Here is a 24,363-nt window from a genome sequence, read left to right on the forward strand (position 1 = left end):
AAGGATGACGACACGAATCCCCGTCACCCTCGAGGGCAACCTCACCGGTGACCCCGAGTACGGCACCGGCGAATCAGGCAACGAGTACGCCCGGTTCACCGTGGCCGTCAACGATCGGCGCCTCAACCAGGCGACGAATCTCTGGGAGGATGCCGGTACGGTGTTCCACCGGGTCGTCGTATTCAACCAGCAGTCGCGTCACGTCGCGAACTCGCTGCACAAAGGCGACACCGTCGTGGTGGCCGGCGAGCTGCGGTTCGGGACATACGTCGACGAAGAGTCCGGCACGACGCGTGAGACGCGTGATGTGATCGCCGACAACGTCGGCGCATCACTGAAGTTCGCCGACGTCAACGTCGACCGCGCCCCAAAAGCTAACGGCCCCGCTACGGACGTATCCGCCACGGGGCCGGTAGCAGCACCGGTCTCGTACACCGGCGCCGAGGTTGCTCGCTGAGCCATCACGACAGAGGCGGGCAGGAGTCAGCGTACTCCTGCCCGCCTCTGTATCAGATGCGAAGTCCCGACATGTATCTCCGTCTCGCAGTGCAAGAAACAGCGATACGGCTACGCCGCCGGGACGATCTCGCCCGACCCCCTCGGGATCAACGTCGTGGGGATGCGGTGGATGGCGGGCGGTGCGGATTTGCCGTCTAAGCGGTCGAACACGAGTTCAGCGGCGCGAATGCCGATCCGCCGCGGGTCCTGGGTCACGACGGTGATGCCCGGATCGAGGAGATCTGCGAAGGCCAGGTCATCGAACCCGACGAGGGCGACACTGCGGTGGCGGTCTGCGTGCTGCAGCGCACGGACGACGCCGATTGTCGTGATGTAATGCGCGCTGAAAATCGCCGTGGGCGGATCGTCCGAGCGCAGCAGATGCGCGATGGCCCGCTCCGCCTCCGACGCGTCCAGTCCCGTGAGAACGGTGGGGGTCATCGATGCCGGGATACCTGCCGCCGCGATCGCGGCGAGAAACCCCTCGTGCCGCTCCCTCAGGGTGGTCGTCGCTTCGCTGAGATCGATGTAGGCGATGCGGCGATGCCCGCGCTCGATCAGGTGATTCGCACCGAGGAAAGCGCCCTCCTTGCTGTCGCTGAGCACAGCGTCGGCGGCGATGCCCTTCGGGATCGAGTCAATGAACACCACAGGTGTCCCGTGCGTCTGTTCGATGGACAAATACTCCTGGGACTGCGTCGCGGTCGTCAGCAACAGACCGTCGACACGGCGTCGGAGAAAACCGGAGACCACCTTACGCTCGCGCTCCGCGTCGTGATCGAGGCTGTTGATGAGTACAGTGACTTCACGGCTGATTGCCTCCTCTTCTATGGCCCGCGCCAGCACGGCGTGGAAGGGATTGTCGATAGCGCCGACGAGGAGACCGATCGATCGCGTCAGCCCATCCAGCCGTCTGAGGTTCCCCGCTTGTATGTCTGCTTCATAGCCCAACTCTGCGATCACCCTCAGAACGCGTTTGGCGGTCTGCTCCGAAACCCACTTCTCGTTGTTGATTACTCGGGAGACCGTCTTAAGTGACACACCTGCCTGCTCGGCAACCTGGGTCATCGTTGGACGCACAGGCCCGAGCCGGACTCGCGAGAGTGCAACTTCATGAGTACTCATGTGAGAATTCTGCCGTGCCCGAGCGACACTACGCGTGATAAAGGCGCATCCCGAGCTCGTGGCTCATCCGGTCAGGATGCCCCTCGAGCCGACGGGGATGATCGAAGAGCCGTTCGTAGCGGTTCTCCGCGATGACACGATCAGCACCATCGAAGACGCTCACGCGGAAACTGACGGGGGTCTCACTGGCAGCGATGCTCATCGTCGCCAACCGCACGATGCCATCCGGACCGCAGCTCGCCGGCACGGACTCACCCTCGTCGAGCAGCGCTCCCGTTGTCCCGTCACGCAGACTCCACCGGGCGACGAGGTGCGGCAGCTGATCGCCTGTGTCGTTGACAAACCAGAGCGAGTCGGCCCGTCCGGAGGAAACGCGGAGCATCACGGCGGTGGGTTGGTTGCTCTCCGACAGGGCGTCGAGCCCTCTCTTGGGCACACCCCACCAGTCGTAGACGCCGTAGAAGCTCTGAGGCGAGAGGTCGATGAACATGAATTGCACGTATCCGGTGTTCGGTGCGTCCTTCTGCAGCCGGTAGTGCTCGATGTAGTGCTTCAACAGCCGGTACTGGTACTCCTGGATGGGCTCCAGGCCATCCAGGAGTGACCCGAGGCGTCTTTCGAGGTCGGGCTCCTTTTCAAGATTGCTCCGAATCCCGGGCGCGTCGACACCGAATTCGGTGTTGAGCTTCTCGGTCGTCCCGTCGATCTCGGTGTACTCGCCGCCGTGGAGCGACCCGAGGTAGTTGTGGCTGTCACCGCTGAGCGGGTCGTCCTCGCAGTACGAGCCTTTGATGAGGGGGCGCGATGGGTCAAGCGCGGTAACGGCGTCGACGAGCGCTGGCCCGGGGCTCACCTCCATCGCCCGGTTGTTCGGCGTCCCGTCGAACAGCACGTCGGCCACTCCCGGCTCGTTGAGACAGATCCAGGTGATGAGCGAGGGGTGGTCCTCGAGCATCAGGATCGTGTCGGAGTAGATGCGAACCATCCGCTCTGCCCACGCGTCGCTCACGGGATGAGTCCAGTTGTATTCGGAGTCCTGCAATAGGGCGATGCCAAGTTCGTCGCATAGGTCGTAGAAGCTGTCCAGTTCGACGTGGACATGGACGCGGATGACATTGAAACCGGCCGCCTTGATCGCCAACAGGTCGCGCCGGTATCTTTGCGGGCTCAGCGATGAGACATACACGTCCGGGAAGTAGGACGTGCCGCGCACGTACAGAGGGTGGCCGTTTAGCGAGTAGGCGGTGCGGCCCGGTGTACGGTCGAGGGTGACGCGTCGAAAGCCCATCCGGCGCGGACGCTGGGGTACACCGTCGAGCGTGACACGCAGCTCGTAGAGGTGGGGATGACCTCGATCCCACGTGGTCCAGAGCCGCACACCGTGTGCGTCGAAGCGTGCGGCAAAAGCTCCCTCCGCGATGCGGGTGGCCGTATGAGCGATCGTCTTGCCGGTCGACAGGTGGACGAGTTCGAGCTCGAGTTTGGCATCCGGGGCGGCGGCGAGTTCGCCCGCGAAGCAAACGCTTGCTTGACGGGCGTCCATGTCCAGCTCGTACGATACGCGCGGTTCACCGTCGAAGCGGGCACCTCGCGTCGAGGTGATCCGTACTGTGCCGTAGATCCCGACGGGATTGACGTCGCGCGCGATGAGCGTGTCGTCGTGCTCGTACGTGCCCTTGACGAGATCTCGCTTCACGCGGAAGGTGCGCAGCTCAGGGGCGTTCTTCTCGATCTCGCTGTCCCAGGGCGACCACACCTTGACGACGAGCCGGTTGGTGGCTTCGTGGCGGATCACGCCCGTGATGTCGAACGAGAACGGAGTCGCGTATCCCTCGTGTTCGCCGAGATACTCGCCGTTGAGCCACACTCGACAGAAGTAGTCCACATTCGTGAACGACAGTGTCACGCACTCGGCCGCGGAATCGGCGAACTCGAACTCATTCAGGTACCACCACGGAGCGTCGTTGAAGTAGCGCAGCCGCCGCCCCCAGTACGGGGTGTTCTCAAGCTCGAGCTGCAGGTGCCGCAGGTGCCGTAGCGGTTCCCACTCGGAGAGTTGATGCCCGAGGGCAGTCAACTCGATGCCGACGGGAAGCCCCAGTTCTTCGCCGTTGTCGTGGACGTCTTGGAGGATCTGCCAGCGGGTGTCGAGGTTCAGCTCCATGGGTAATGCGCGCTTTCTTCGAGGATTCGGGGTGGTGAGGTCGTCATCCGCGGACGGCTCCGGCGGCCATGCCGTTGATGACTTGTCGGTTGAGGATGAAGTAGAGAATGAGGGTGGGCACGAGAGACACGACGATCGCCGCATACGTTGCGCCGAAATCCGTCTTGCCGAACACACCGACGTAGTCGTTGAGCCCGATCGGCAGTGTTTTGTTCGATACAGACGTCAGGAACGTGTTGGCGAAGACGAATTCGTTCCAAACGAACACGAAGTTGAAGGTGATGATCGTGACCGTCGTGTTCGCCGACAGCGGGAAGACGATCCGCGTGAGGATCCGAAAGGTCCCTGCGCCGTCGATGCGTGCCGCCTCGATCAACGAATCGGGGATGTACCGCATGAAGGTCGTGTACAGGTAGATGCAAAGGGGCAGATTGAACCCGATCTGCGGAATGATCACGGCCCACAGGCTGTCGCGCAGCCCCAGGACTCCGTATGCCTGGAACATCGGCAGGAGCACGACGAAGATCGGCACCATGATTCCGAACAGGAAGTAGCCCAGGATTTTCTGCCCAGCCCGGAAGCCGAGCTTGGTGATGGCGAATGCGGCGGGCGCCCCGAGTGCGATCGTCAGACCGATCGTGAGTAGAGCAACGATCGTGCTGTTGAGCAGGTACAGAGGGATCTGAGAGTCCTCAAATGCTCGCACATAGTTGCCGAAGTAGAGACTCGTCGGAAGTGAGTACGGTGCGGCGCCGGCGAGTTGCTCCGGAGTCTTAAACGACGATGCCAGCACCCAGAAAACTGGGTAGAGCTGCAGCAGAAGGAAGAGTGCCACGAAGACGTATACGAGGCGGCTGGCCGGACTCCGCCTCTTGGTCGCGGTTTGCATGTCAGGCCTCCGGATCATGTCGGAACAACCGTCGCAAGATGGCGACGATGATCAGGCACTCGATGACGAGGAAGACGCTCTGTGCACTGCCGTAGCCGAAGTTGGCTGACGTGAAGATCGTCTTGTAGAGATAGGTGGACACGAGCTCGCTGGAGGCACCTGGCCCGCCGTTCGTCAAGATGTACGAGACGTCAAAACCCTTCAATGTGCCGCTCACAAGCATCACGACTGTCGACGCGACCACGGCCGCGACGAGCGGGAACTTGACATAGACGTACTGTTGCCACCAGTTGCAACCATCTAGTTCGGCAGCCTCGAGCACCTCACGATCGACGGCCATGAATGCCGCGTAGTAGATCACCATGTAAATCGCACAGAACTTGTATGCATCGACAAGTGTGACGATGACTAACGTGAGGCGAGGATCCGAAAGGAACGGCACTGTGTCGGCACCCGCCGACCCAAGCATCGCGTTAAGAACGCCCGGAGGGTTCGCGGACAGCAGCTGCGCAAAGATCTGCGAGATCGCGACCGACGAGATAACGCACGGCACAAAGTACGCGACGCGGATAATGTTCCGGAACCGGCGGATGGAGAGCAGAAGAATCGCCATGACCATCCCGACGACCATCTGGACAAGTGTTCCAAGCCCAGTGAATACGAGATTGTTGACGACGGCTTGGCGGAAGATCCCGTCTACGAACAACTGACCGAAGTTCTGCATACCAGCGAACTGGGGCGCGCCTAGTCCATTCCAGCGGAAGAAGCTCAGCGAGAGAGACCAGAGGATGGGGGCGGTAACCGTGGCCGTGAACACCAATAGCGCTGGTGCAACATATAGCCACGGGGTCACCCGGGAACGTCCGATCATCCGAGAGTTCCTCCGTCCGCGAAAGGGGTCCCTGGCGCCTCTGGAGCGGTGGCGGGGGCGCCGACTGGCGCCCCCGCACTGTGACAGATCATTGGGAGCTCTGACCCTGCTGTGCCAATGCCTCGTCGACCTGATCAGCTAGCCCTTCTGGCGACGTCTGACCGACGACGAGTTCGCCCGCTGCACGACCAAGCACACTCACAGAGTTTGCGTCAAGCATGACGTCCCATACCCTTGCAAAGTCTTTGACGTTCGCGATGTCATCCATGATGTTCGCGTACAGTTCGCTCACACTGCTATCAAGGTCCGGACGGATCGAGGGGATGACATTGAAGTCGTGGAAGGCTGTATTCCCGTAATTCTCGAAGAAGTAGTTTAAGAACCCTCTCATCGAGTCGTTTAGGGAAGACTTCTTGAGCGCGATGCCAATACCCGAGTTGGCGAAGAAGTCAGTTGCGGGCACCGCGTCGGTCGCGCTCAGAGTCGGCATCTTGAAGTACCCGATGTTCGGCTTGAGGTTGTCCTTCTCATCGACGAACGAGGGCAACTCCCACGTCCCGTTGTAGAGAATGGCAGCCTTCCCGCTCGTGAAGAGGTCGACCGCTGTCGTGTAGTCGGTATTGGTTGATCCGGACTGGAAGTACGGCGACAGGGTCTGCAGGAATTTGGCGGAGCCTACACCGGCAGGGCTGGCCATGCTACCGCTGCCGTCCGCGAGGCTGTCGATGAAGTCATTGCCCGTCTGACGGAAGGCATACATCGACATGTAGCGAAAATAGGGCCACTGCTCTTTGCCAGCGACGGCGATGGGGGTGATGCCGCTTCCTTGGAGCGCGTCGAGGGCGGAAAGCATCTCGGAGAAAGTCTGCGGGGGCGTCACTCCGGCCTTCTTGAATAGGTCCTTGTTGTAGAAGAAGTACTCCGCGTTGGCCTGGAGCGTGATGAGGTTGAGCGTGCCGTCGGGCCACTTCGGATAGTCGATGGATATCGGGAAGAACTTGTCGGTGACGCCCGCTTCCTTGTAGAGCGCGCCAATATCCGCAACGACACCGGTGTCGACAATCTGCTTGAAGTACGGCTCCGGGTCTGCGTCGAACATGTCAGGGAGGGCATTGCTCGATGCGAGCACCTTGACTTTCTGGAGGTACGCCGGACGGTCGGCCACGCTCTCGACAGTGAGCTTGAAGCCGGCGCCCTCGGCCGTCTGACTGTAGGCATCAGCGACGGCATTCAAGGCACTCAGTGCACCGTCCGAGCTCGGCCTAGACGTCAGGTAGTTGAAGGTGGTCTGATCCTTAACCACCTCAGTCGATGCCGCCGTGCCGCAGCCGGCGAGAGCGAGCGACGCGGTGACCATCGAAGCGATCGCAATCGCGATCCGACGGGTCACTTGTCGGGCAGGTAATAGCGTCACTGATATCTCCATTCTAGAGCCACCTGACAACCTTGTCAGTAGTTGGACTCTAGTGGGCTGTCGACCGCACGTCAAGAGACCGGAAAGCAGATCCACGATTTCGCGCGGAAGCCATCAAAGTCCGACTTCGCGGCGTCGCATCGACGCGTTCGACGCGCCACCGATCGACTCGCAATGGCTCAGTCAATCCGTCACTCTCGCCCAATGCGCCGGGGGGCACCATCGATCGCGCGCCTGGAAACGAATTTGTGGGTGCATTATCGGACCACTCGCCGGCCCCGGCATCCACGATCATGGACATTGACCTGAGGCCCGCCCACGCGGCCACCCACGCGCACCCGTCTCAGAGTTTGCTTCGCTTGTGACGGCGAGCATGTCGAGTTGCAGCCCCAGCGCAGTAAGGGGTTCGAAGCGGTCCGCGCCCATTCGCCTTACCTCGATCGGCACTCTTCGTTAATCTCGCTTCGGTAATCGCGATCTTTCAAATGTAGCATTTATGTTCTGATATTGAGATCCATGAGGACACCGATCGTCGAACAGGAAGTGACCATCTGTTTGGTCGATGAGGTGCCGTCGCGGATGTACTTCGCGGGGCGTCGCTGGAGGGTGTCCGAAACGCCGACCCGGCTCCGCGACTCGGTGTGGGCGTTCGCGTCCGCTCCCCGAAACGGACTGTACGGGTGGCGATTTCAGGCGACCGACGACGCCGGCGAGAGCTTCGTCTTTGATGTCCACCCATCCGAGACCGGCTGGCACGTCCACCACACTTACGCCTGACGAGCTACCGAATCGAGATCGAGTCCTTCCCTGGCGAGGCGACGGCGGCGTCTGCTGCGGCAGCCAGCGTCGCCCGCGCACGATCCTCCTCGACCCGACGGGATGCCGGAAGCTGTTCGCGCACGTACCGCTCAGCGATCGCGGCATCCCTGAGTTCGATCCGCCGCCCGTAGTCAGCCGACATTTCCCGCAGCCGGTTCTGTACTTCGGTCGACGGGGTGACGCCACTGTCACGCACCCGACGAATCTCCTCAGCGAGCTCCGAGGCCCGACGCTCCGCCCGGGCAGCGATGAGATCGATGCTCGGCTGCGCACCGAGCGGTCGTCGCGCACGATCGTTCCACGCCGCGACATCCGCCGACGGCACTGGCCGCGCGGCACGCCCCAGCTCGACGCGGGCCGCACCGCGGGAGTCGTCGATCGAGACCTCGACGCGGCCCCGCATCATGTTGTCGGCGATCTGCTCTCGCGCGGTTGCGGCATCCTGCGCGATCGCGATTGCTTCATTGTGGAGTCGGCCGCGGGTCATACCGACGTAGAGCCCCGCGGCATCCACTCCGGGGCCAACGACCGCGGCATCCGTCGTCTCTCCTTGGATGCCGTGAACGGTCGACGCGTACGCAAGGTGGACGTGCTGGCCGACGTAGTCGCTGCTCACGCGGCGGACGTCGGCGCTGTCGGTGATGCTCGCCACCTCGACCGCGTCGGGCAGGATGCGCCGCACCGTCCATAGCGCGCGGTTCTCCACGCCCAGCCCGCGATCGTTCTGGCGGGTCTGGACAACGTCGCCCTCGAGAATGCGCTGCTCGCCCTGCCCGACCGACATGCGTCGCGGGTCGAGCTGCCCCCGCTGCACGCGCTGCTCCTGGATTTGCTCGTTGATCGCGGTCGCCTCGTCGTTCGTTCCGGTCACGAGCGCGACACGCTTACCCTCCCCCGCCCATCGGAAGTAGGCCGACACCATCGCGGCGCGGGCGGCGTCCGCATCGGCCACGCGCTGGATGAGTCCGCGCTCATCGAGGTCGCCAGCGACGCGGGCTGCATCGTCGATGGATGCCGGTTCGCGCATGCGTAGCGTTAGCGCAGCATAGGTGGGGTCGTGGAAGCGGTGCACGGCGGTGAGTTCGACGACGGCGGTCGCGCGGCGGGTGAGGCAGGCCATCGCGCCGGCGTGGCCGACGGGCATGGCCTGCAGGTGGTCGCCGACCATCGCGATGCCGGCGCCGCTCTCTTGCGCGAGGGCCGCGAGGGCGTTCGCAGTGTGGAGATCAACCATGCCCGCTTCGTCCACGACCACCCGATCACCTGGCCGTAGCGGGTAGAGGCGGGGACCCTGGTAAGCGCGCCCTGTACGCGCATCCATGTCGCCGACCGCGAGCCGAGACCATTCCTCGGCGCCTGCGTCGTCGCGACCCCATCGCCAGCCGTGGTCGGCGAGGAGGGCGTGGAGGCTGATTGCGGTCGCGCCGATCTCGCGGCCGGCGACGGTGGCGGCCTTCTTCGTGGGTGCGACGACGATCATCCCTCGGCCTTGCTGCTTCAGCGCGACGCGCGCGACCCGTAGAAGGGTCGTCTTGCCCGCGCCCGCCGGCCCCGTCACCGACACCAACCGGTCGGTCCCCGCGATAGCCGCGGCCGAATCGACCTGACCAGGGTCGAAGCTCGCGGCGCTGCCGAGGAGCATATCGCCGATCTCTTCGATGGCGTCTTGATCGAAGAGGATTCCTTGGTGCGTGAGCACGTCGAAGCGGTTTGCGAGGTCAACCTTCAACATCGCGGTGGATGCCGCCATGAAAACCTTCACATGCTCGGGGCATTCCCTCTGGTCCGGAAGCAGGTCGACCGTGAGTTTCCGGGCGCGAGCGGCGACGTCCTCGATGAGTTCTTGGACGTGCGCTCGTCCGCTGACGATCCCACTAGCGGCGACCGCCCGGGTGGCGCCAGCTCGCACGTCGTAGGGCGAGAAACGTCCGCCGCATCCGGTGGAGCGCGCGTCCGCATCCACGATCGCCTTCGCCGCGAGCAGGTCGCGGTCGAGCGCTCCGATTGGGATCGGGTTGGTTGCGATGGGTTCGCGGTCGGCGACCGCGTCGGGGGCGACGGCAGCGATCTCGTCGCGGATGCGCTGCTCCCATTCGTCCTCTTCGAGAGGGGCCGGTTTCTGGGGTCGGCCGGTCGCCCACGCGCGCCGGTCGATCTGCTGCAAGATCGCGTGGTCGGGTTCTTGGCCGGGGTGCGCGTCGCGCCACTCGACCAGGAGGCGCGCCCGGTGCGTTTCGATCTGTGTCGACCTGCGCGACAGCGGGCGGACGAGCGACGCGAGTTCGGCGATCTCGCCGTGTGCGTCGAGGGTGTAGCCGTGGTCGGCGAGCGCGCGCAGCCACTGCGGGTCGGTGCGTGCCGCCAGTTCGCCCTCGGCGTTGATGAGGGTGTGGAGTTTCATGGCCACGCGCGAGTCGACGTTCGACCATTTGCCGTCCTGCCCCTGGACCTTCACATTGAGCCACAGGTGACGATGGATGTGCGGGTCGAGTGCGCGCGAGCGACGGTGCTGCAGTTCGACGACTTCAATGCGGTGAAGCGACTCACGGATGCGTCCGCCGGCACCGCGGCGCGCGTTCAGATCGCGCTGCCAGGTCGTGATGATTGAGTTGCGGAGTCGGTCTTGGAGAGCCTCGAACTCGGTCGCGAGTTCCGGGTGGAGGAGCGCGGCGATGCTGTAGGACTTTGGTGCGTTGATCGTGCCGTCGAGAATCAGGTCGGCCGTCGGCAGGGTGAGGTCGCGACCGCGCAGCTCGTCGGTGATCGGATCGTGGCCGTCAACCCAACGCCGCAACTCCTCCGCGTCAAGAGCGCCGACGGTGACCTTGCCGTCGGTGACGGTGAAGCGCTGGACGCTCCCGGCATCCGCTCCGCTGTAGCCGGCGAGCGCCTCGACGCCGGTCACCGCACGGAGGTGCGAGTCGCAGCTGCCCCTGAACGCGTAGGCCATCGCCTGCCGGACTCCCTGCGATCCGACACCCCGCTTCCACCGTTCGAGGCCACCTCGCATGAGTTCAGAGTACGCTTATTAGGCCTAAGTAGCGAGTGCTTACACAGAAAGTGCCTGCGTGCATTGTTCTCTCGGTTGATGACGGCTCGAACGACGGGATCGGTCGAGCCTCGCGCTTCGCGTTCATTTGAGGCACGCCATCTGAGATTTGCTGCGGGCGGGTCGTGCGTGCCGTCGGATATCAACGACGATCAGACGCGCGGCTCGGCTCCTAGCGCGCCCGATTAAGGACCGGCATTCGCGCCGCCGGAGCGCTCGAGTTCGACCGGATGAGTTCGGGTGCGATGATCCAGTTCATGGACTTCACCACGATCTACCTGCAGGCGTTGCAGACGAGGAGCAGCGAAGACAGCGCGCTGAGAATTGGATTCGACGCTGGCGCCAAGGCCGGGCTCGAAGAACTGCGCGTGGCGCTTGAGACCATGTTTAGTGACGAAGGTCTGGGCCGCGCCATCGAGGCATATAAAGATCATGCCGAAGCGGAACCCGCAGAGCGAATGCGTTGGACGATCGCCGCTGCGCTCGACGCGACGCAACTCGCTCGGAAAGTCACGGAGCGCGGAGGATTTCTCGAGTAACGCTTCGATGCGTCGGATAACGGGCTCTTCGGACTTCCGGCGGCCTCACCCCATGACCCCCACCGGAAGTCCGAAGAGCCACCAATCCAGTCAGATTCAGAATTGCGGCCCTCCGGTTGAGGAGCTACGACAGCAGTGCGGGCGCGGCCCGTCATGGCGAGTTAGGAGACCCCGTAGGGCGGTGAGGCATCCTCCAGCTCAACCATCAGGTCAGCGGTTCTCCCTAGGATCGGGATGATCTGCTGATAGTGGGTCAGGTCGGCGTTCGTAAGGGACCTATGGCGGCGATCTTGCAACCACTGGTAGGCAGGTCGGTACCCGCCGATGAATTGGCCCCAGGCGCTCTCGCTAACGTTTCCGAAGAACTGCGTCTTGTTGATCCAGACGGCACCGGCGGCGTACTTGACCTCACGGACCATATCGTCGCCTGCTACCGGATACGTGGTCGTGATCGGCAGCTTCTTGGTGAGCAAGTGAAGCTCACGGAGCTCAGCACCGAGACGCCCGATCTCTTGGAACGCCTCGTCAGACTCAGGGATGGGGATCCGCGGGAACCCGGACACCATGAAGCCTGAGTATGCCTCCCGAAACTTGGGCGTGTAGAGCACTCCGTAGACGTAATCGAACACCTGCTCGGGCGTTGGCATTGCCTGCAGCCGAGCGGCAAGCGCAGACACCTGGGTCGCGTCGAGGTTAGATTCCCTCGCGCCGTCCTCAGAGAACACGTACAGCGGGAAGAGTGAGTTCGAGTCGTACGAATTGAACACCTTGTGCCCGATCATCGAGTCGCTCACGAATGCGCCGGGGTTCGCCTTCTGGAGCCGAGTGGTGACGAGCCCGATGTTGTTCCTCTTAGGGTCGAGAAAGTGGATCATCACCTCCTCACGCCACCGCCACAGGAGCCTATTGCTGAAGTAGGTGTATCGGCGATCGAAGGGGCGATATCCGAGGGGCACGATCTTGTCACTCTCGAATTCCACGTCGTCGCGCCTGGCGAGCGCCCACGGCGCGTAGGCATCGCCGAGACCAAACTCCTTGGTCATCGCGGCAGCCTCGTACCCACCCCCGACCAATTTCTTGACGCGGTCCTCGATGACGCTCTTGCTGGAATCAATGATGAAGCTGTCGCCGCGGGTGACGATGCCCGTGGACCCAATGCGGAAGAGTTTGTCGACAGCGATGCCGCGGTCGTACTGCTCCTTGCCCACAGTTGCGCGAGGAACGAAGAACAGGAACCCGGGGTCGAGCGCCACTTCCTGCCAATGGAGGTCGTCGTTGATAAGTGCCTCGAACTTGGCAGCGCGCTTGCCCCAAAGCTCGCTGTGATGCACGGTGGCGAGATCGCTCTTGTTTGTGGTCTTGACCGCGACAATGATTCCGACACCCTGCCTGATCGAGAAGACGTTCTCATCCTTCGACCCATCCGGGGCGACCTCGCCCTTGTTCGCGTTCCCGTGAAGGTCGATCACGTAGATGTCATCGAAAGTCCGTAGGAGGTGCCATCGGAGTCCGCGGAAAGTCGGGTTGTCCAGGTATCCGTTGTTCGTGATCATAGCCACGACGCCAGTACCGGCTTTTGCAATCATGCCTTCGGCGAAAGCGATGAACTTGACGTAGTCGTCGTTGAGCCAAGTCTTGTCCTCGACGAGCTTTCCGTGACCACCTGGCTCGACCTTGTACTTGTCGACAAGGCTGTTCGCGAACTTCGTACGGTTGTTGCTGCTCGCTGAGTAGGGCGGATTGCCGAGCACGACCATGATGGGCCTGTTGGTCTTCACCTCCGCCGCGAGTTGGCTTTCCTCCGTGACGGCCTCAGAGAGTCCGAACTCAAGAAGTCCTGGCTCAGACACGAGGCCCTCTTGAAGCGAGTTCGTGAGGAAGACGTTGACGCGCGACTTGGGCTTGCCGGCTCCAGTCTCGGCCAGCGTCATTCCGAGCTTGAGATGGGCGACGGTGTAGGGAGCCATCATCAGTTCGAACCCATAAACGCGAGGGAGAAGTTCCTCGTCGACGTACTTAGGCCAACGCCCTTGCTGGTCCACAAACTGCGTGTGGACGTACTTGATCGTCTCGTTGAGAAACGTGCCCGTACCGACCGCCGGGTCGAGCACCTGCACTCTGGCGAGATCCACGTCGGCTGCAGCCAGCGCGCGTGCCGCCTCGGCCTGTGCGCTGAGCGGATGCGTGCTGGTCTTAGGGGAGTAGGTGACTTTCTCAGTGTCGGCCAAACCGTCGGGGATACCGAAATGGAGCTTGAGTACTTCGTCAACGCGGCGCACGATGTACCGAACTACAGGCACTGGCGTGTAGAACGCCCCCATGGCTCGCTTCATCTTCGGGTCGTACGTCGCGAGGAAGTCCTCGTAGAAGTGGATGATCGGGTCCTTCTCGGACTTCGCAACTTCCGACAGCTTGAGATGCTTCGTTACGATCCCTTCCACGTCGCTCACACGGAAGACCGCGCAGAGCTCGTCGACTATGTAAGCGAGCCGGTCGTCGAAGTCTGCGCCGGCTATGTGATCGAAGAACGCGCGCAAGAATGGGTTCGTCTTCGGCACCAGATCTCGAGCTTCCTGGCGCGAGAACGTGCCCGGGGTGCTGTCGGCGTAGCGCGCAACGAACAGACCGTAAACGAGGGTCTGTGAGTACATGTCGGCGAACTTTGCTGCGTCGATGTCCGGCACGAGGCGGTCCTTGATCATGTGCATGATCTTGGTGAGCTCCACATCGCCGTTCTTGACGAAGTCCGTGACGTCGTCGCGAAGACGCCGCGCCTTTGCGCCCATCAGGGTTGCAAGTCGCTTTCCCGATGTGATCTTCTCAGGCGGTAGGGCGACGAACTGCGCCATCTCCCGGAGCAGCGCCTCGCTCGCCTCATCATCGAAAGAAAGGCCGTCTGGCGTGCGTGTGCCGATGACGATCGTCTTGTACTTCTCGCCATTCTTGAAGAACCGGAAGTCGAGGTAGCTCGTCAGGTAAAGGTTCGCGTAGCCGCGATAACGCTCCATCTGTTCTGATCCCTCGACGCTGTCGAGGTTGACGTCGATGTCCTTCGCCTCGGCGTACCCCCGGACGATCGCGGAGTTGTCCTTCTGCAAGAAAACGAAGTCAGGGTTCCCGTGATCGGACTTCTTGGGGTCGTTGATCGCGATGATGTTGTCGAATGCTTCCATGAGCGTCTTCAGCGCGGGGCGATAAGCGTGCTCCTTGGCGTGCCCGGTCGCGTGTTGACTGCGAAGCTCATCGCGGTATGAGGCTAGGGCGGCGCGAAGTGCGTTGTTCATGTTGAGGGTCAGCCTACCCACGGGTCAGGACATCCGACCGAGAAGGGATCCCGCGTACCGGGTGTGCTTCTGAGCTATCTCGTTAGGATCGCGCGCGTGCTTACCCCGGGGTCGAGGTCCAGCCGGCGCAGGAGTTGGGCGTTGAGGGCGACGACGAGGGTGGACAGGGACATAAGGATCGCGCCGACTGCCATCGGCAGCACGAATCCGATGGGGGCGAGGATGCCGGCGGCGAGCGGTACAGAGATCAGGTTGTAGCCTGCGGCCCACCAGAGGTTCTGCTTCATCTTGCGGTAGCTGGCGCGGGACAGTTCGATCACGGACAGCACGGAGCGCGGGTCGGAGCTGGCGAGGATCACGCCGGCTGAGGCGATCGCGACGTCCGTGCCGGCACCGATAGCGATGCCGACGTCGGCGGTTGCGAGGGCGGGGGCGTCGTTGACGCCGTCGCCGATCATGGCGACTTTCTTCCCCTCGGCCTGGAGCGCACCGATCTTGGCGGCCTTGTCTTCCGGGCGCACCCCGGCGAAGACGCGGTCGATGCCCAGGTCGGTGCTGACCGCGTGGGCAACGGCCTCGGCGTCGCCCGTGATCATTACGACCTCGACGCCGAGCTTGTGGAGCGCGTCGACGGCCTCGCGGGATTCCGGACGGATTTCGTCGGCGAGTTCGAGTCCGCCGATCACGGCGCCGTCTTGGACGACGTGCAGGATGATTGCGCCGTCTGCGCGCCAGGTTGCCGCTTCATCGACTTCCGATGCGCCGAGCTCTTCGAGCAGGCGGGGACCGCCGACACGGATCTCGTGACCGTCCAGGGTGGCGGTCACGCCGACCGCCGGGGAGGAGGTGAATCCGGTGACGTTCTCGATCTGGAGGCCACGGTGTTGCGCGGCACGGACGATGGCTTTGGCGAGTGGGTGCTCGCTGTCGGCTTCTGCCGCGGCGGCGATCGCGAGCACCGTGTCGGCGTCGTGACCGCCGGTGGGGGCGATGGCGGTGACGACGGGTTCACCCTTGGTGAGGGTTCCGGTCTTGTCGAACAGGACGGCGTCGATGGTGCGCATCTGTTCGAGCGCGAGACGGTCTTTGATCAGCACCCCGCCGCGGGCGGCGCGTTCGGTCGCGATGGACACCACGAGCGGGATCGCCAGTCCGAGCGCGTGCGGGCAGGCGATGACGAGGACGGTGATGGTGCGGATGACGGCGTCGTCCGGGCTGCCCACGAGGGTCCAGACGACGGCGGTGACCGCGGCGGCGCCGAGGGCGAACCAGAACAGCCAGCCGGCGGCGCGGTCGGCGATGCGCTGGGCGCGGGAGGTGGAGTTCTGCGCGTCGGTGACGAGTCGTTGGATGCCGGCGAGGGTGGTCTGGTCTCCGGTCGCGGTGACCTGGACGCGCAGGCCGGAGTCGGTCGCGACGGTCCCCGCGGTGACGGTGTCGCCGGTGCTGCGGGAGACGGGGCGTGATTCGCCGGTGACCATGGACTCGTCCATGTCCGCCCGCCCGTCGACGATCCGGCCGTCGGCGGGGACGCTGCCGCCGGGACGGACCACGACCACATCGCCGACACGGAGGTCTGCGGGGGAAACCGTCACGATCTGGTCGCCGTCGACGCGCTCGGCCTCGTCAGGCAGAAGCGCGGCGAGTGAATCCAGGGCTGATGTGGTCTGGGCGAGGGAGCGCATCTCGATCCAGTGGCCGAGGAGCATGATCACGATCAGCAGCGCGAGCTCCCACCAGAACTCGAGTTCATGGTGCAGCAGGCCCAGACTGGCGCCCCAGGATGCGAGAAACGCGACGGTGATCGCCGCGCCGACGAGCAGCATCATCCCGGGTGTGCGTGCGCGCAGTTCGCTGACCGCGCCGGACAGGAACGGCCAGCCGCCCCAGAAGTACATGACCGTACCGACCAGCGGGGCGATCAGGTTGATGCCGGGGGCGTCGGGCAGCGAGTACCCGAAGAGCATGGCGAACATGCTCGAGAACGCGACCACCGGCACCGCGAGGATCAGGTTGATCCAGAACAACTGCCGGAACCGTGCCACATGATCGGCCCCGTGCCCGGCATGCCCACCGGGGTGATCATGCTCGCCGTGAGGGTCGTGCCCGGCCGGGTGGTCCATGCCGTTCACGTGGTGGCCACCGTGCTCAGCGGCGTGAGAGCCGACCGGCGCCTCGCGTGTTCCCCGTGATGGGTCGTGGTGGTGTGCGTGCGGATCGGTCATGACGAGCCTCCTCGCTGGTCTGTGGTCGGATGATTCCGGCGTCAGGCGGGGTGCCCTTCCTCGGATTGCCGACATGTCATTCATCAACCGGGATACCCCCCTCGGGTATTCCGACGGGTCTCGCGTTCGACAGGGCGAGACCCTCGGAATGATTCCTCAGTTCTGGGTGAGCAGGTTCTCCATCGTGGCGATCTCGGTAGTCTGCGTGTCCAGGATCGCTTGCGCGAGCGCGATCACCTCCTCGTTTGCTCCCTGGTCGAGTTCGGTCTGCGCCATCTCGATCGCGCCCTCGTGGTGCACGATCATCTGCTCCAGGAACAACCGCGCCGCCTCCGCGCCGTCGGCGGCTTCCAGTGCCGCCATGTCGCCATCGGACATCATTCCGTCACCGTGCCCCATCCCGCTCATGTCGCCGCTGGAGCTCATTCCCCAATTGGTGAGCCAGGACTGCATGAGCTCGATCTCGGGGGCCTGCGCGTCCTTGATCTGCTGCGCCAGGGCCTGCACCTGATCGTCGATGCCGTCCTTGCCGAGGATCGTGTCGCTCATCTCCACCGCCTGCTCGTGGTGGGGGATCATCATGATCACGAACATCTCGTCCGCCGCGTTGACCTGGGCAGACGGCGACGTGGGCGACATCATCCCGCCCTGGCCCATCCCCGGCATCGATCCGCCGCCGACATAGGCGCACCCTGCCAGCGACACCGCCACCGCGAGCGGCACGACGGTCAATACCGTCCATCGGAACTTCTTCACAACCATTGGTCCTTCTCCATCGATCGGTGAACTTCGCCCGCGTGCGGGCATGACTCAGCCCCGGCCACGAGGGCCGGGACGGTCGGTTCACGTTCGACTGATGGACAGGTCCAGCAGCGACGGCGGACGGGGCAGTACCGACAACAGCACCCCGACCACACGCGCCGGCGGGCTCGGCCCGCGGCTTCGGCCGCGGATGACCCCGGGGCCGGAGCGCGCCGCCCACAGCACCACCGCCAGCAGACCGAGCACGCACGCCGCCATCAACGCGTCATGCGCCGCACCGGGCGCGCAGTCCGCACAGGCGGTCTCGGCGACGACACCGGTGTCCGACGAGGGGCCGTGGCCGTGTTCGGCGCCGATGCTCGAAACGGCCGTCATCGGCGCTTCGGGGTGCCCGGTCATGAGCGTGTGCATGCCCAGCAGCCCCACCATCACCAGCGCCGCGAGCAACACCGACAGCATCCACCGCCACAGCATCGGCGGATGCAGACGAGTTCGCGTCGTGTCCAGGGCCACAGATCTCCTTGGTTCGCAGAGTACCCCACCGGGGTATTCACCCCCACCCCGCCGCCAGCTGGTTTTTCCTGTCAGAAGGCTGGGTGGGGGCACGCGATCGTCGTGACATCCTGAGGGAGTCATGACCTCGTCCGCGATCACCAGCTCTCGCCGCTACGCGCGGTGGCGCAGCATGTGCGCGGTCATCGGGCTGGTCCTCGTTGCTCTCCTCGCCCTGCATGTTTCTCCCGCGACGGCCGCGGATGCCGCGCCCGCGATGTCGACGCAGAGCGAGAGCACCCACTCCCCGGATCTCTCGGACTGCGCGGGGTGCGCGGTGTGCCCGGATGGAAACGGCAGCCCGCACGCCGCGATGGGCGTGCACTGCGGGATGACGTTGCAGCCACCCACCGTGCATGCGGGCGTGGTGCCGACGCGAGCCTGGTTCCGCGCGCTGTCTCCCGGCGCACGACAGCCGTCGCCCGCCGAAGGAGCAGCTGCGCCGCGCTCCCTCACGCTCTGGGAGCTTTCAGTCAGTCGAACGTGAGTGCGGCCCGCCGGGACTGTTCGCCGGCAACCGCATCGCCCGTCCCCGGGCGCCCACACAACCTTCGACGAAAGTGAACCCTGCCATGCCTCGCGCATCGAAAACCAACCTCGGCGTGATCCTCGCGACCACCCTGCTCCTCGTCACCGGCTGCGCAGCCGCCACCCCCGACAGTACGACCACCGATCCACTCGCCGCCGCCGGTTTCCCCGACCAGACCATCCACCAGGTCATCGACGAGCTCGAAGCGACACCGGTCGACGACCGACGCGACGACCTGATCGCATCCGTGCGCCCGAACGCCGTGCTGTTCACCGTCGACGGTGGGCCCGAGACCTCCGTCCCACTCGAGGACGAGTTCTACCTCTCCGTCGCGCCGTACCGGAACACCACGCACGACTGCTACTTCCACAGTCTGACCACCTGCGTCGGAGAGCTCGGCGACGAGCCCCTCCACCTCACGGTCGTCGGCGACGATGGCGAGGTGCTGCTCGACGAAGAACGCACGACGAACAGCAACGGCTTCGTCGGACTGTGGCTTCCCCGCGACATCGACGCCACACTCACTATCACGCACGAGAACGGCTCGATCACCACCCCCATCTCCACTGGCGCGGATGACCCCACCTGCCTCACCGATCTGCCTCTCACGTAGAGGGCCCGAGGAAGCGACCCCGCCTCTCGGGCCGCCCGCTACGTGGCGGCGGCGCGGGAGACGTCACGCCGATCGTCGTCGCTGCGCGAATGAACGGCGCCTCCCCTCGCCCGCACGATCACGCCACGCCCGCAACACCCCCTGACTGCGCATCGCCCGGATACGGATCCGACCGGGGTCCGCCGCCGACCTCCGGGATCAAGCTCGATGGCATGAATGGAATACAGATTGGCTATGCCAGAGTCTCGACCGCTGATCAGGACCTCACTTCGCAGCGGGACGGGCTATTGCGGCTCGGGGTTCTCGATTCGAACATCTATGTCGATCACGGGCTGACCGGCACCAACCGCGCCAGGCCAGGGCTCCGCGAAGCGCTCGCCGCAGTCCGAGAAGGCGACACCCTCGTAGTCACAAAGCTCGACCGGCTCGCCAGGTCCGTGAAGGATGCGCGCGACATCGCCGACGAGCTGACGACGAAAGGCGTCGCGCTCAGTCTTGGCGGCAGCAGGTACGACCCCACCGACCCAGTGGGGCGGTTGCTGTTCAATGTGCTCGCGATGGTTGCCGAGTTCGAACGCGACCTAATCAGCATGCGCACGAAGGAGGGGATGGCGGTCGCCCGCGCGAAAGGTCACCTAAAGGGTAAGCAGCCGAAGATGTCGACAACGCAGCGAAAGCTGATGTTCGACGTCCAGGACCGCGGCGAGTACACCCAAACCGAGATCGCCGAGCTGTTCAGTGTCTCTCGGGCCACCGTCTACCGCGAACTACAGCGTCGCCGGGCAGCGTTCCGTGCCGCGAGCGACGCGCACATCTTCTGAGCCCAGGCCGCAGCCCCTACCGGCGATGGCCTTGGGTCGCCGCCGGCGGGGGCGCGTACTGACAGTGCCCGCGGAGGGATCGTGTGGCGGCAGCGGGTCTGGCGATGCGACGACGAGGGCTGTCTGCGGAAGACGTTCAAGGAGCAGCTGCCGTCGCTGGTTGCCCGGCGCGGGTCGATCACGACGCGCGCTATCGGCTGGGCGATCGGGCAGCTGCGTCGCGAGCACGCCACGATCGCGGGCCTGGCCCGGCAGCTCGGGACGTCGTGGAAGACGGTGTGGCGGGCCGTCGAACCCGAACTCGTCAAGCTGGCCGTCGATGAGACCCGGTTCGAGAACGTCACCACGCTCGGCGTCGACGAGCACATCTGGCACCACGTCGACCCCCGCAAGCGCGGCCCGAAGGAGTTGACCGGGATGGTCGACCTCACCCGCGACGAGCACGGAAAGACGCGGGCCCGGCTGCTGGATCTCGTCCCGGGCCGATCGGGGAAGGCGTATGCCTCCTGGCTCGGTGATCGTGGCGACGCGTTCCGGAAGAACGTGCGAGTGGCAGCTCTCGATCCGTTCGCGGGTTACAAGACTGCGATCGACGACAAGCTGCAGGACGCCACCGCGGTGCTCGACGCGTTCCACGCCGTCAAGCTCGGCACCGCCGCCGTTGACGAGGTCCGCCGGCGCGTCCAGCAGGACACTCTCGGGCATCGCGGCCGTAAGGGCGACCCGCTCTACGGGATCCAGACCATCCTCCGCGCCGGCGCCGAGAACCTCACCGAGAAACAGCGAGCACGGCTCACCGCCGCGATCGAGGCCGACCCCGCGCACGACGAGGTGTTCGTCGCGTGGCAGTGCGCGCAGCAACTTCGCTCCGCCTACCACCAGAAGGACCTCGCCGCCGGGCGGCGGATCGCCGAGCAGGTCGTCGAGACGTTCCACACCTGCCCGATCCCCGAGATCGCCCGCCTCGGCCGCACCCTCCGCCGCTGGCGGTCAGCGTTCGTGGCCTACTTCACCACCGGCCGCGCGAACAACGGCGGCACCGAGGCGGTGAACGGGATCATCGAGCTCCACCGCCGCCTCGCCCGCGGCTACCGCAACCGCCACAACTACCGACTCCGCATGCTCCTCGCCGCCGGCGGACTCACCCCATGACCCCCACCGGATGTCCGAAGAGCCAGTTATGCGCTCGATCTCGTAACGGGGAGATCGATCATCTTCCTTCTTCGCTCGATCGTCAGCGGACTCGTTCTCCTTCGACCTACTGGCGCAGACGTTCGGTCTGGGGGTCGGGCTCGGCAGTAGTCGCCCGTCCAGCTTCTTCGCCATGCTCGTGTCGAATGTCGGAATACTGGGCACCGTTCTCTTCGCGTCGATTGTCGCCTGGGCGCTCCGAGCCGCGTGGAGGAAGCGATCGGAATTCGAACCGGCCATGTGGGCGCTCATCGCGATCCTCACCGCAAAAGTCGTGGGGGAACCCAATATGTCCCATCCGGTCATGCGGCTTACACTCGCCGTCTGCGCATCCGCTTTGGTCGTGTCGGAGGCGGAGAAGCCATCCCCCGGTGGGGTCGGGAATGAAAGAGTCACCCCCGACCCCACGTCAAACAGTCGTCGACCGATCATGCGGAGATAGCCGAGTACGACTTCCATGTGCCGGGCGTTCCACTCGCCGTGCAGACCCAGCCGGCGCTACCACTGGCGGAAGGCGCGCCGTGCTCGACCCTCTGGCCGCGCGCCCACGCACCCTGTGACGGTGCCCCCGCGGAAAGCAGCGGCGCGGTGAAGTCGAACTCCGGTCGCTGATCCGTGAACGGAGCGGCGAACAGCCAGACTCCCTCGATCTCGACGTTCAGGTCGGACTTGATGCCGTTGTAGTTGAACCAGATCGTGAGCGTCGGCGAGGCACCGAACGAGTCACCGGACTCGTACCTCGCGACCGAGTGCACCCACCGGAGCGCACCAGTCTGATAGTCGCGGGCGCTGTGGAGCTCGTTGATGCTCTGCCGCCGGGCCGTGAGCCCACCGATGGTCCACGCGAACCCGTTCGCCGGCGCGTCTGCTTTCACCAGCATGAGCAGGTGGGCGATGCCGCCCTTGACGAGGTTCACCCGACTGTCGAGCGGGGCCGTGATCCGCCCGTAAGCGTCGGTGGTTTCGGTGACCTTGAACCTCGAAGGGGCGACCCGGCCCGTCGCTTCCACGCTCGACACGAGACCGACGGGGGTCCACAGCGGCGACAGTGCCCCGTCCGGTCCCGCGACGTTCCATCCACGAAGGAGGCTCAGCATCGGTGCCTCTGCGGGGAACTTCGACGGGCTTCGCTGCATCACCACCGGTGGCGCGAACGCGGTCACTCCTCGCGCGAGTGTCGGGACCCGGTTCGGGTTCGCGATGTTCGTGCCGGGGGCCTCCGTGCCCGCGCAGCCGGCCGACTCGCCGTCGGCGGGCGAGGTCACGGACCCCGTTTCCGGAACGGAGCAGCCGCCGGCATCCGACGCGCCCCCGCAGACCGCGAGACGGACTCCGCGCCCGCACCGCAGGAGGGTTCGTCGGCACGTGTCGACGCCGACACCTCGGACCTTGCGGGTACCGACGGTTCGGGCGCTGAGACTGCGGGGCGCCCGGGCTGCCCTGCACCATCCCGCGGGTCTCCTGCTCCATCTGCTCGTCGAGCCGCGGCCCGTGCTTCGTGTTGCCCCGCTGCGCGTCGCTCATGGTCGCGTCCTTCCGTCCTTGAGGCGCACCGTAGGCCCGCCGGACCGGATCGCGCGATCGGGTTGACGTAGCGCAGGCGCGTGGCAGCCCCGCGGAAGGGAAGCGCGCGGGTCAGGCGATCACGTCGGCGAGCTCGCGCTGACGGCGACGGGCCCGTGCGCTGATGTCGGCAGCATCCACCGTCGTCACGCGGCCATCGGAGACGACCTGCGCGCCCTCGACATAGACCTCCACGACGTCGCGCCCGCTGGCGCACTCGTACAGGAACGACTCCTCCGAGTCGTAGCCGGCAGCATCCGGGCTGTCCATCGAGATCACGACGAGGTCCGCGCGCTTGCCGGTCTCGAGCGACCCGATCACCGCGCCCAGGCCCATGGCCTGCGCCCCGCCGCGCACCGCCATCTCGAGCGGCTCCGCGGGATCGATCTCGTTGCGGTTGTGCCGGTGCACGCCCTCGACGAGCTGCTGACCGACCCGCGCGATCATCGCGACGCGGAACAGATCGAGGGTGCCGAGCGACGCCACGCCGTCGGTGCCCAGGCCGATGTCGACGCCGCGCCGCCACATCCGTACCGCCGGAGCCGGGCCGATGCCGAAGTTGCCCTTCGCGCAATGCGCCGCCGAGACGCCCGCGCGCGCGAACGCCGTGATGTCCTCGTCGCCGACGAGGACCGAGTGGGCACCGTGGAGCGCGGGCGTGAAGACCCCGATGGATTCCAGGTACTCCACCGGTCGGTGGCCGAAATTCTCCAGCGCGTAGTCGATCTCGTACGTGCCCTCGACGAGGTGCGTGTGCACCTTGACGCCCCGCTCGCGTGCCTCGCGATGCACGTCGACGACGAGCGGCGTCGAGCACGCGATGATCTGCCGCAGCGACATCCCACCCGTCACCCGGATCGATCCGTCCGCCGCCGACGGCAGCGCCTCGACGACATCGATGTTCTGCTGCAGCGACCGCTCGGTCGTCTGTTGCATCGAACCCGGGATGCGCCCGCCGCCGTCCATCGTGCTCACCGACACGGATCCACGGATGCCGGTGCGCCAGGCGGCGCGCGCCATCGCCTCCGGATGCGGGCCACCGGCCTCGAAGAACGTCGTCGTCCCGGTTGCGAGCATCGCGGAGTACGCCAGCAGCCCCGACAGCTCGACGTCGTCTTCGCTGAGAGCCGCCTCGAACGGCACCAGGTACTCCCGCCAGGTCGGCACCCGCAGCGCCCGCGATCGGCGCAGGGTCGAGATGAGTCCCCGCATCATGGTCTGCGCCGTGTGCAGGTGCGCGTCGACCAGGCCCGGCATGACGATGCGCCCCTGCAGATCGCGGCGTGCGGCGGGTGAGAACCGGGCGCGCAGGTCGGCGGTGTCGCCGATCGCGACGATGGCTCCGTCATGCACGGCGATCGCTCCGTCGCGGTGGACGGTGCGGTCGTCGTCGAAGGTCACGACGAACGCGTGCTCGAGGAGCAGATCGATGGAACGGGGCGTGGACATGGGACT

At 64.9% G+C, this 24,363-nt stretch carries 18 protein-coding genes and 1 pseudogene; 7 read left to right on the forward strand and 12 right to left on the reverse strand.

The window, feature by feature from the left end; translation table 11 throughout:
• Positions 1–4 precede the first annotated feature (4 nt).
• Positions 5–457, forward strand: a complete 453-nt coding sequence (locus J0I43_RS03695) for a single-stranded DNA-binding protein (RefSeq protein ID WP_292859242.1) — start codon at positions 5–7, stop codon at positions 455–457.
• 110 nt (positions 458–567) lie between these two features.
• On the opposite strand, the gene J0I43_RS03700 is transcribed toward J0I43_RS03695, so the two are convergent.
• The 5 genes from J0I43_RS03700 to J0I43_RS03720 form a co-directional block, all read right to left on the reverse strand.
• Positions 568–1,566, reverse strand: coding sequence for a LacI family DNA-binding transcriptional regulator (locus J0I43_RS03700; protein WP_292859245.1), 999 nt, complete (start codon positions 1,564–1,566; stop codon positions 568–570).
• 85 nt (positions 1,567–1,651) lie between these two features.
• Positions 1,652–3,931, reverse strand: a complete 2,280-nt coding sequence (locus tag J0I43_RS03705; protein WP_292859248.1) for a glycoside hydrolase family 2 protein — start codon at positions 3,929–3,931, stop codon at positions 1,652–1,654.
• A complete protein-coding gene (locus J0I43_RS03710) occupies positions 3,831–4,676 on the reverse strand; it encodes a carbohydrate ABC transporter permease (RefSeq protein ID WP_292859252.1) in 846 nt (281 codons plus the stop codon). Before J0I43_RS03710 ends, J0I43_RS03705 begins: the two co-directional genes overlap by 101 nt.
• A 1-nt stretch (position 4,677) precedes the next feature.
• Entirely contained in the window at positions 4,678–5,547 is an 870-nt protein-coding gene (locus J0I43_RS03715) for a carbohydrate ABC transporter permease (RefSeq protein WP_292859255.1), read from the reverse strand.
• Positions 5,548–5,635: 88 nt separating this feature from the next.
• A complete protein-coding gene (locus J0I43_RS03720) occupies positions 5,636–6,961 on the reverse strand; it encodes an ABC transporter substrate-binding protein (RefSeq protein ID WP_292859258.1) in 1,326 nt (441 codons plus the stop codon).
• Positions 6,962–7,477: 516 nt separating this feature from the next.
• Between J0I43_RS03720 and J0I43_RS03725 the strand changes: the two genes are divergently transcribed.
• The gene (locus J0I43_RS03725) at positions 7,478–7,738 is read left to right on the forward strand and encodes a hypothetical protein (protein WP_292859261.1); all 261 of its coding nucleotides are present in this window, start codon (positions 7,478–7,480) and stop codon (positions 7,736–7,738) included.
• Positions 7,739–7,742: 4 nt separating this feature from the next.
• On the opposite strand, the gene mobF is transcribed toward J0I43_RS03725, so the two are convergent.
• On the reverse strand, positions 7,743–10,790 hold the full coding sequence (gene mobF / locus J0I43_RS03730; RefSeq protein WP_292859264.1) for a MobF family relaxase: 3,048 nt from the start codon (positions 10,788–10,790) through the stop codon (positions 7,743–7,745).
• Positions 10,791–11,086: 296 nt separating this feature from the next.
• On the opposite strand from mobF, the gene J0I43_RS03735 reads away from it, so the two are divergent.
• Positions 11,087–11,368: a hypothetical protein gene (locus J0I43_RS03735; RefSeq protein ID WP_292859267.1), complete on the forward strand. Its 282-nt coding sequence runs from the start codon at positions 11,087–11,089 to the stop codon at positions 11,366–11,368.
• Between the two features lie 161 nt (positions 11,369–11,529).
• On the opposite strand, the gene J0I43_RS03740 is transcribed toward J0I43_RS03735, so the two are convergent.
• The 4 genes from J0I43_RS03740 to J0I43_RS03755 all read right to left on the reverse strand — a co-directional run bounded on the left by J0I43_RS03740 (position 11,530) and on the right by J0I43_RS03755 (position 18,152).
• The gene (locus J0I43_RS03740) at positions 11,530–14,652 is read right to left on the reverse strand and encodes a type ISP restriction/modification enzyme (protein WP_292859270.1); all 3,123 of its coding nucleotides are present in this window, start codon (positions 14,650–14,652) and stop codon (positions 11,530–11,532) included.
• Positions 14,653–14,726: 74 nt separating this feature from the next.
• Entirely contained in the window at positions 14,727–16,775 is a 2,049-nt protein-coding gene (locus J0I43_RS03745) for a heavy metal translocating P-type ATPase (protein ID WP_292860589.1), read from the reverse strand.
• A gap of 258 nt (positions 16,776–17,033) precedes the next feature.
• Entirely contained in the window at positions 17,034–17,639 is a 606-nt protein-coding gene (locus J0I43_RS03750) for a DUF305 domain-containing protein (protein WP_292859274.1), read from the reverse strand.
• Between the two features lie 81 nt (positions 17,640–17,720).
• A complete protein-coding gene (locus tag J0I43_RS03755) occupies positions 17,721–18,152 on the reverse strand; it encodes a DUF6153 family protein (RefSeq protein ID WP_239282151.1) in 432 nt (143 codons plus the stop codon).
• Between the two features lie 121 nt (positions 18,153–18,273).
• On the opposite strand from J0I43_RS03755, the gene J0I43_RS03760 reads away from it, so the two are divergent.
• The 4 genes and pseudogenes from J0I43_RS03760 to J0I43_RS03775 form a co-directional block, all read left to right on the forward strand.
• Entirely contained in the window at positions 18,274–18,678 is a 405-nt protein-coding gene (locus J0I43_RS03760; protein WP_292859280.1) for a hypothetical protein, read from the forward strand.
• Between the two features lie 85 nt (positions 18,679–18,763).
• Positions 18,764–19,333: a CueP family metal-binding protein gene (locus J0I43_RS03765; protein WP_292859283.1), complete on the forward strand. Its 570-nt coding sequence runs from the start codon at positions 18,764–18,766 to the stop codon at positions 19,331–19,333.
• 212 nt (positions 19,334–19,545) lie between these two features.
• Positions 19,546–20,154, forward strand: a complete 609-nt coding sequence (locus tag J0I43_RS03770; protein ID WP_292679364.1) for a recombinase family protein — start codon at positions 19,546–19,548, stop codon at positions 20,152–20,154.
• A 78-nt stretch (positions 20,155–20,232) separates the two neighbouring features.
• Positions 20,233–21,306: pseudogene (locus tag J0I43_RS03775) on the forward strand (ISL3 family transposase); the annotation flags it as partial.
• A gap of 467 nt (positions 21,307–21,773) precedes the next feature.
• On the opposite strand, the gene J0I43_RS03780 reads toward J0I43_RS03775, so the two are convergent.
• Together J0I43_RS03780 and J0I43_RS03785 are read right to left on the reverse strand one after the other, a co-directional pair.
• Complete coding sequence (locus tag J0I43_RS03780; protein WP_292859286.1) at positions 21,774–22,610, reverse strand: hypothetical protein; 837 nt, start codon at positions 22,608–22,610, stop codon at positions 21,774–21,776.
• Positions 22,611–22,980: 370 nt separating this feature from the next.
• Entirely contained in the window at positions 22,981–24,357 is a 1,377-nt protein-coding gene (locus J0I43_RS03785; protein WP_292859289.1) for an amidohydrolase family protein, read from the reverse strand.
• Positions 24,358–24,363: the final 6 nt, after the last annotated feature.

The sequence above is a fragment of the Microbacterium sp. genome (assembly GCF_017305435.1).
Taxonomy (GTDB): Bacteria; Actinomycetota; Actinomycetes; order Actinomycetales; family Microbacteriaceae; genus Microbacterium.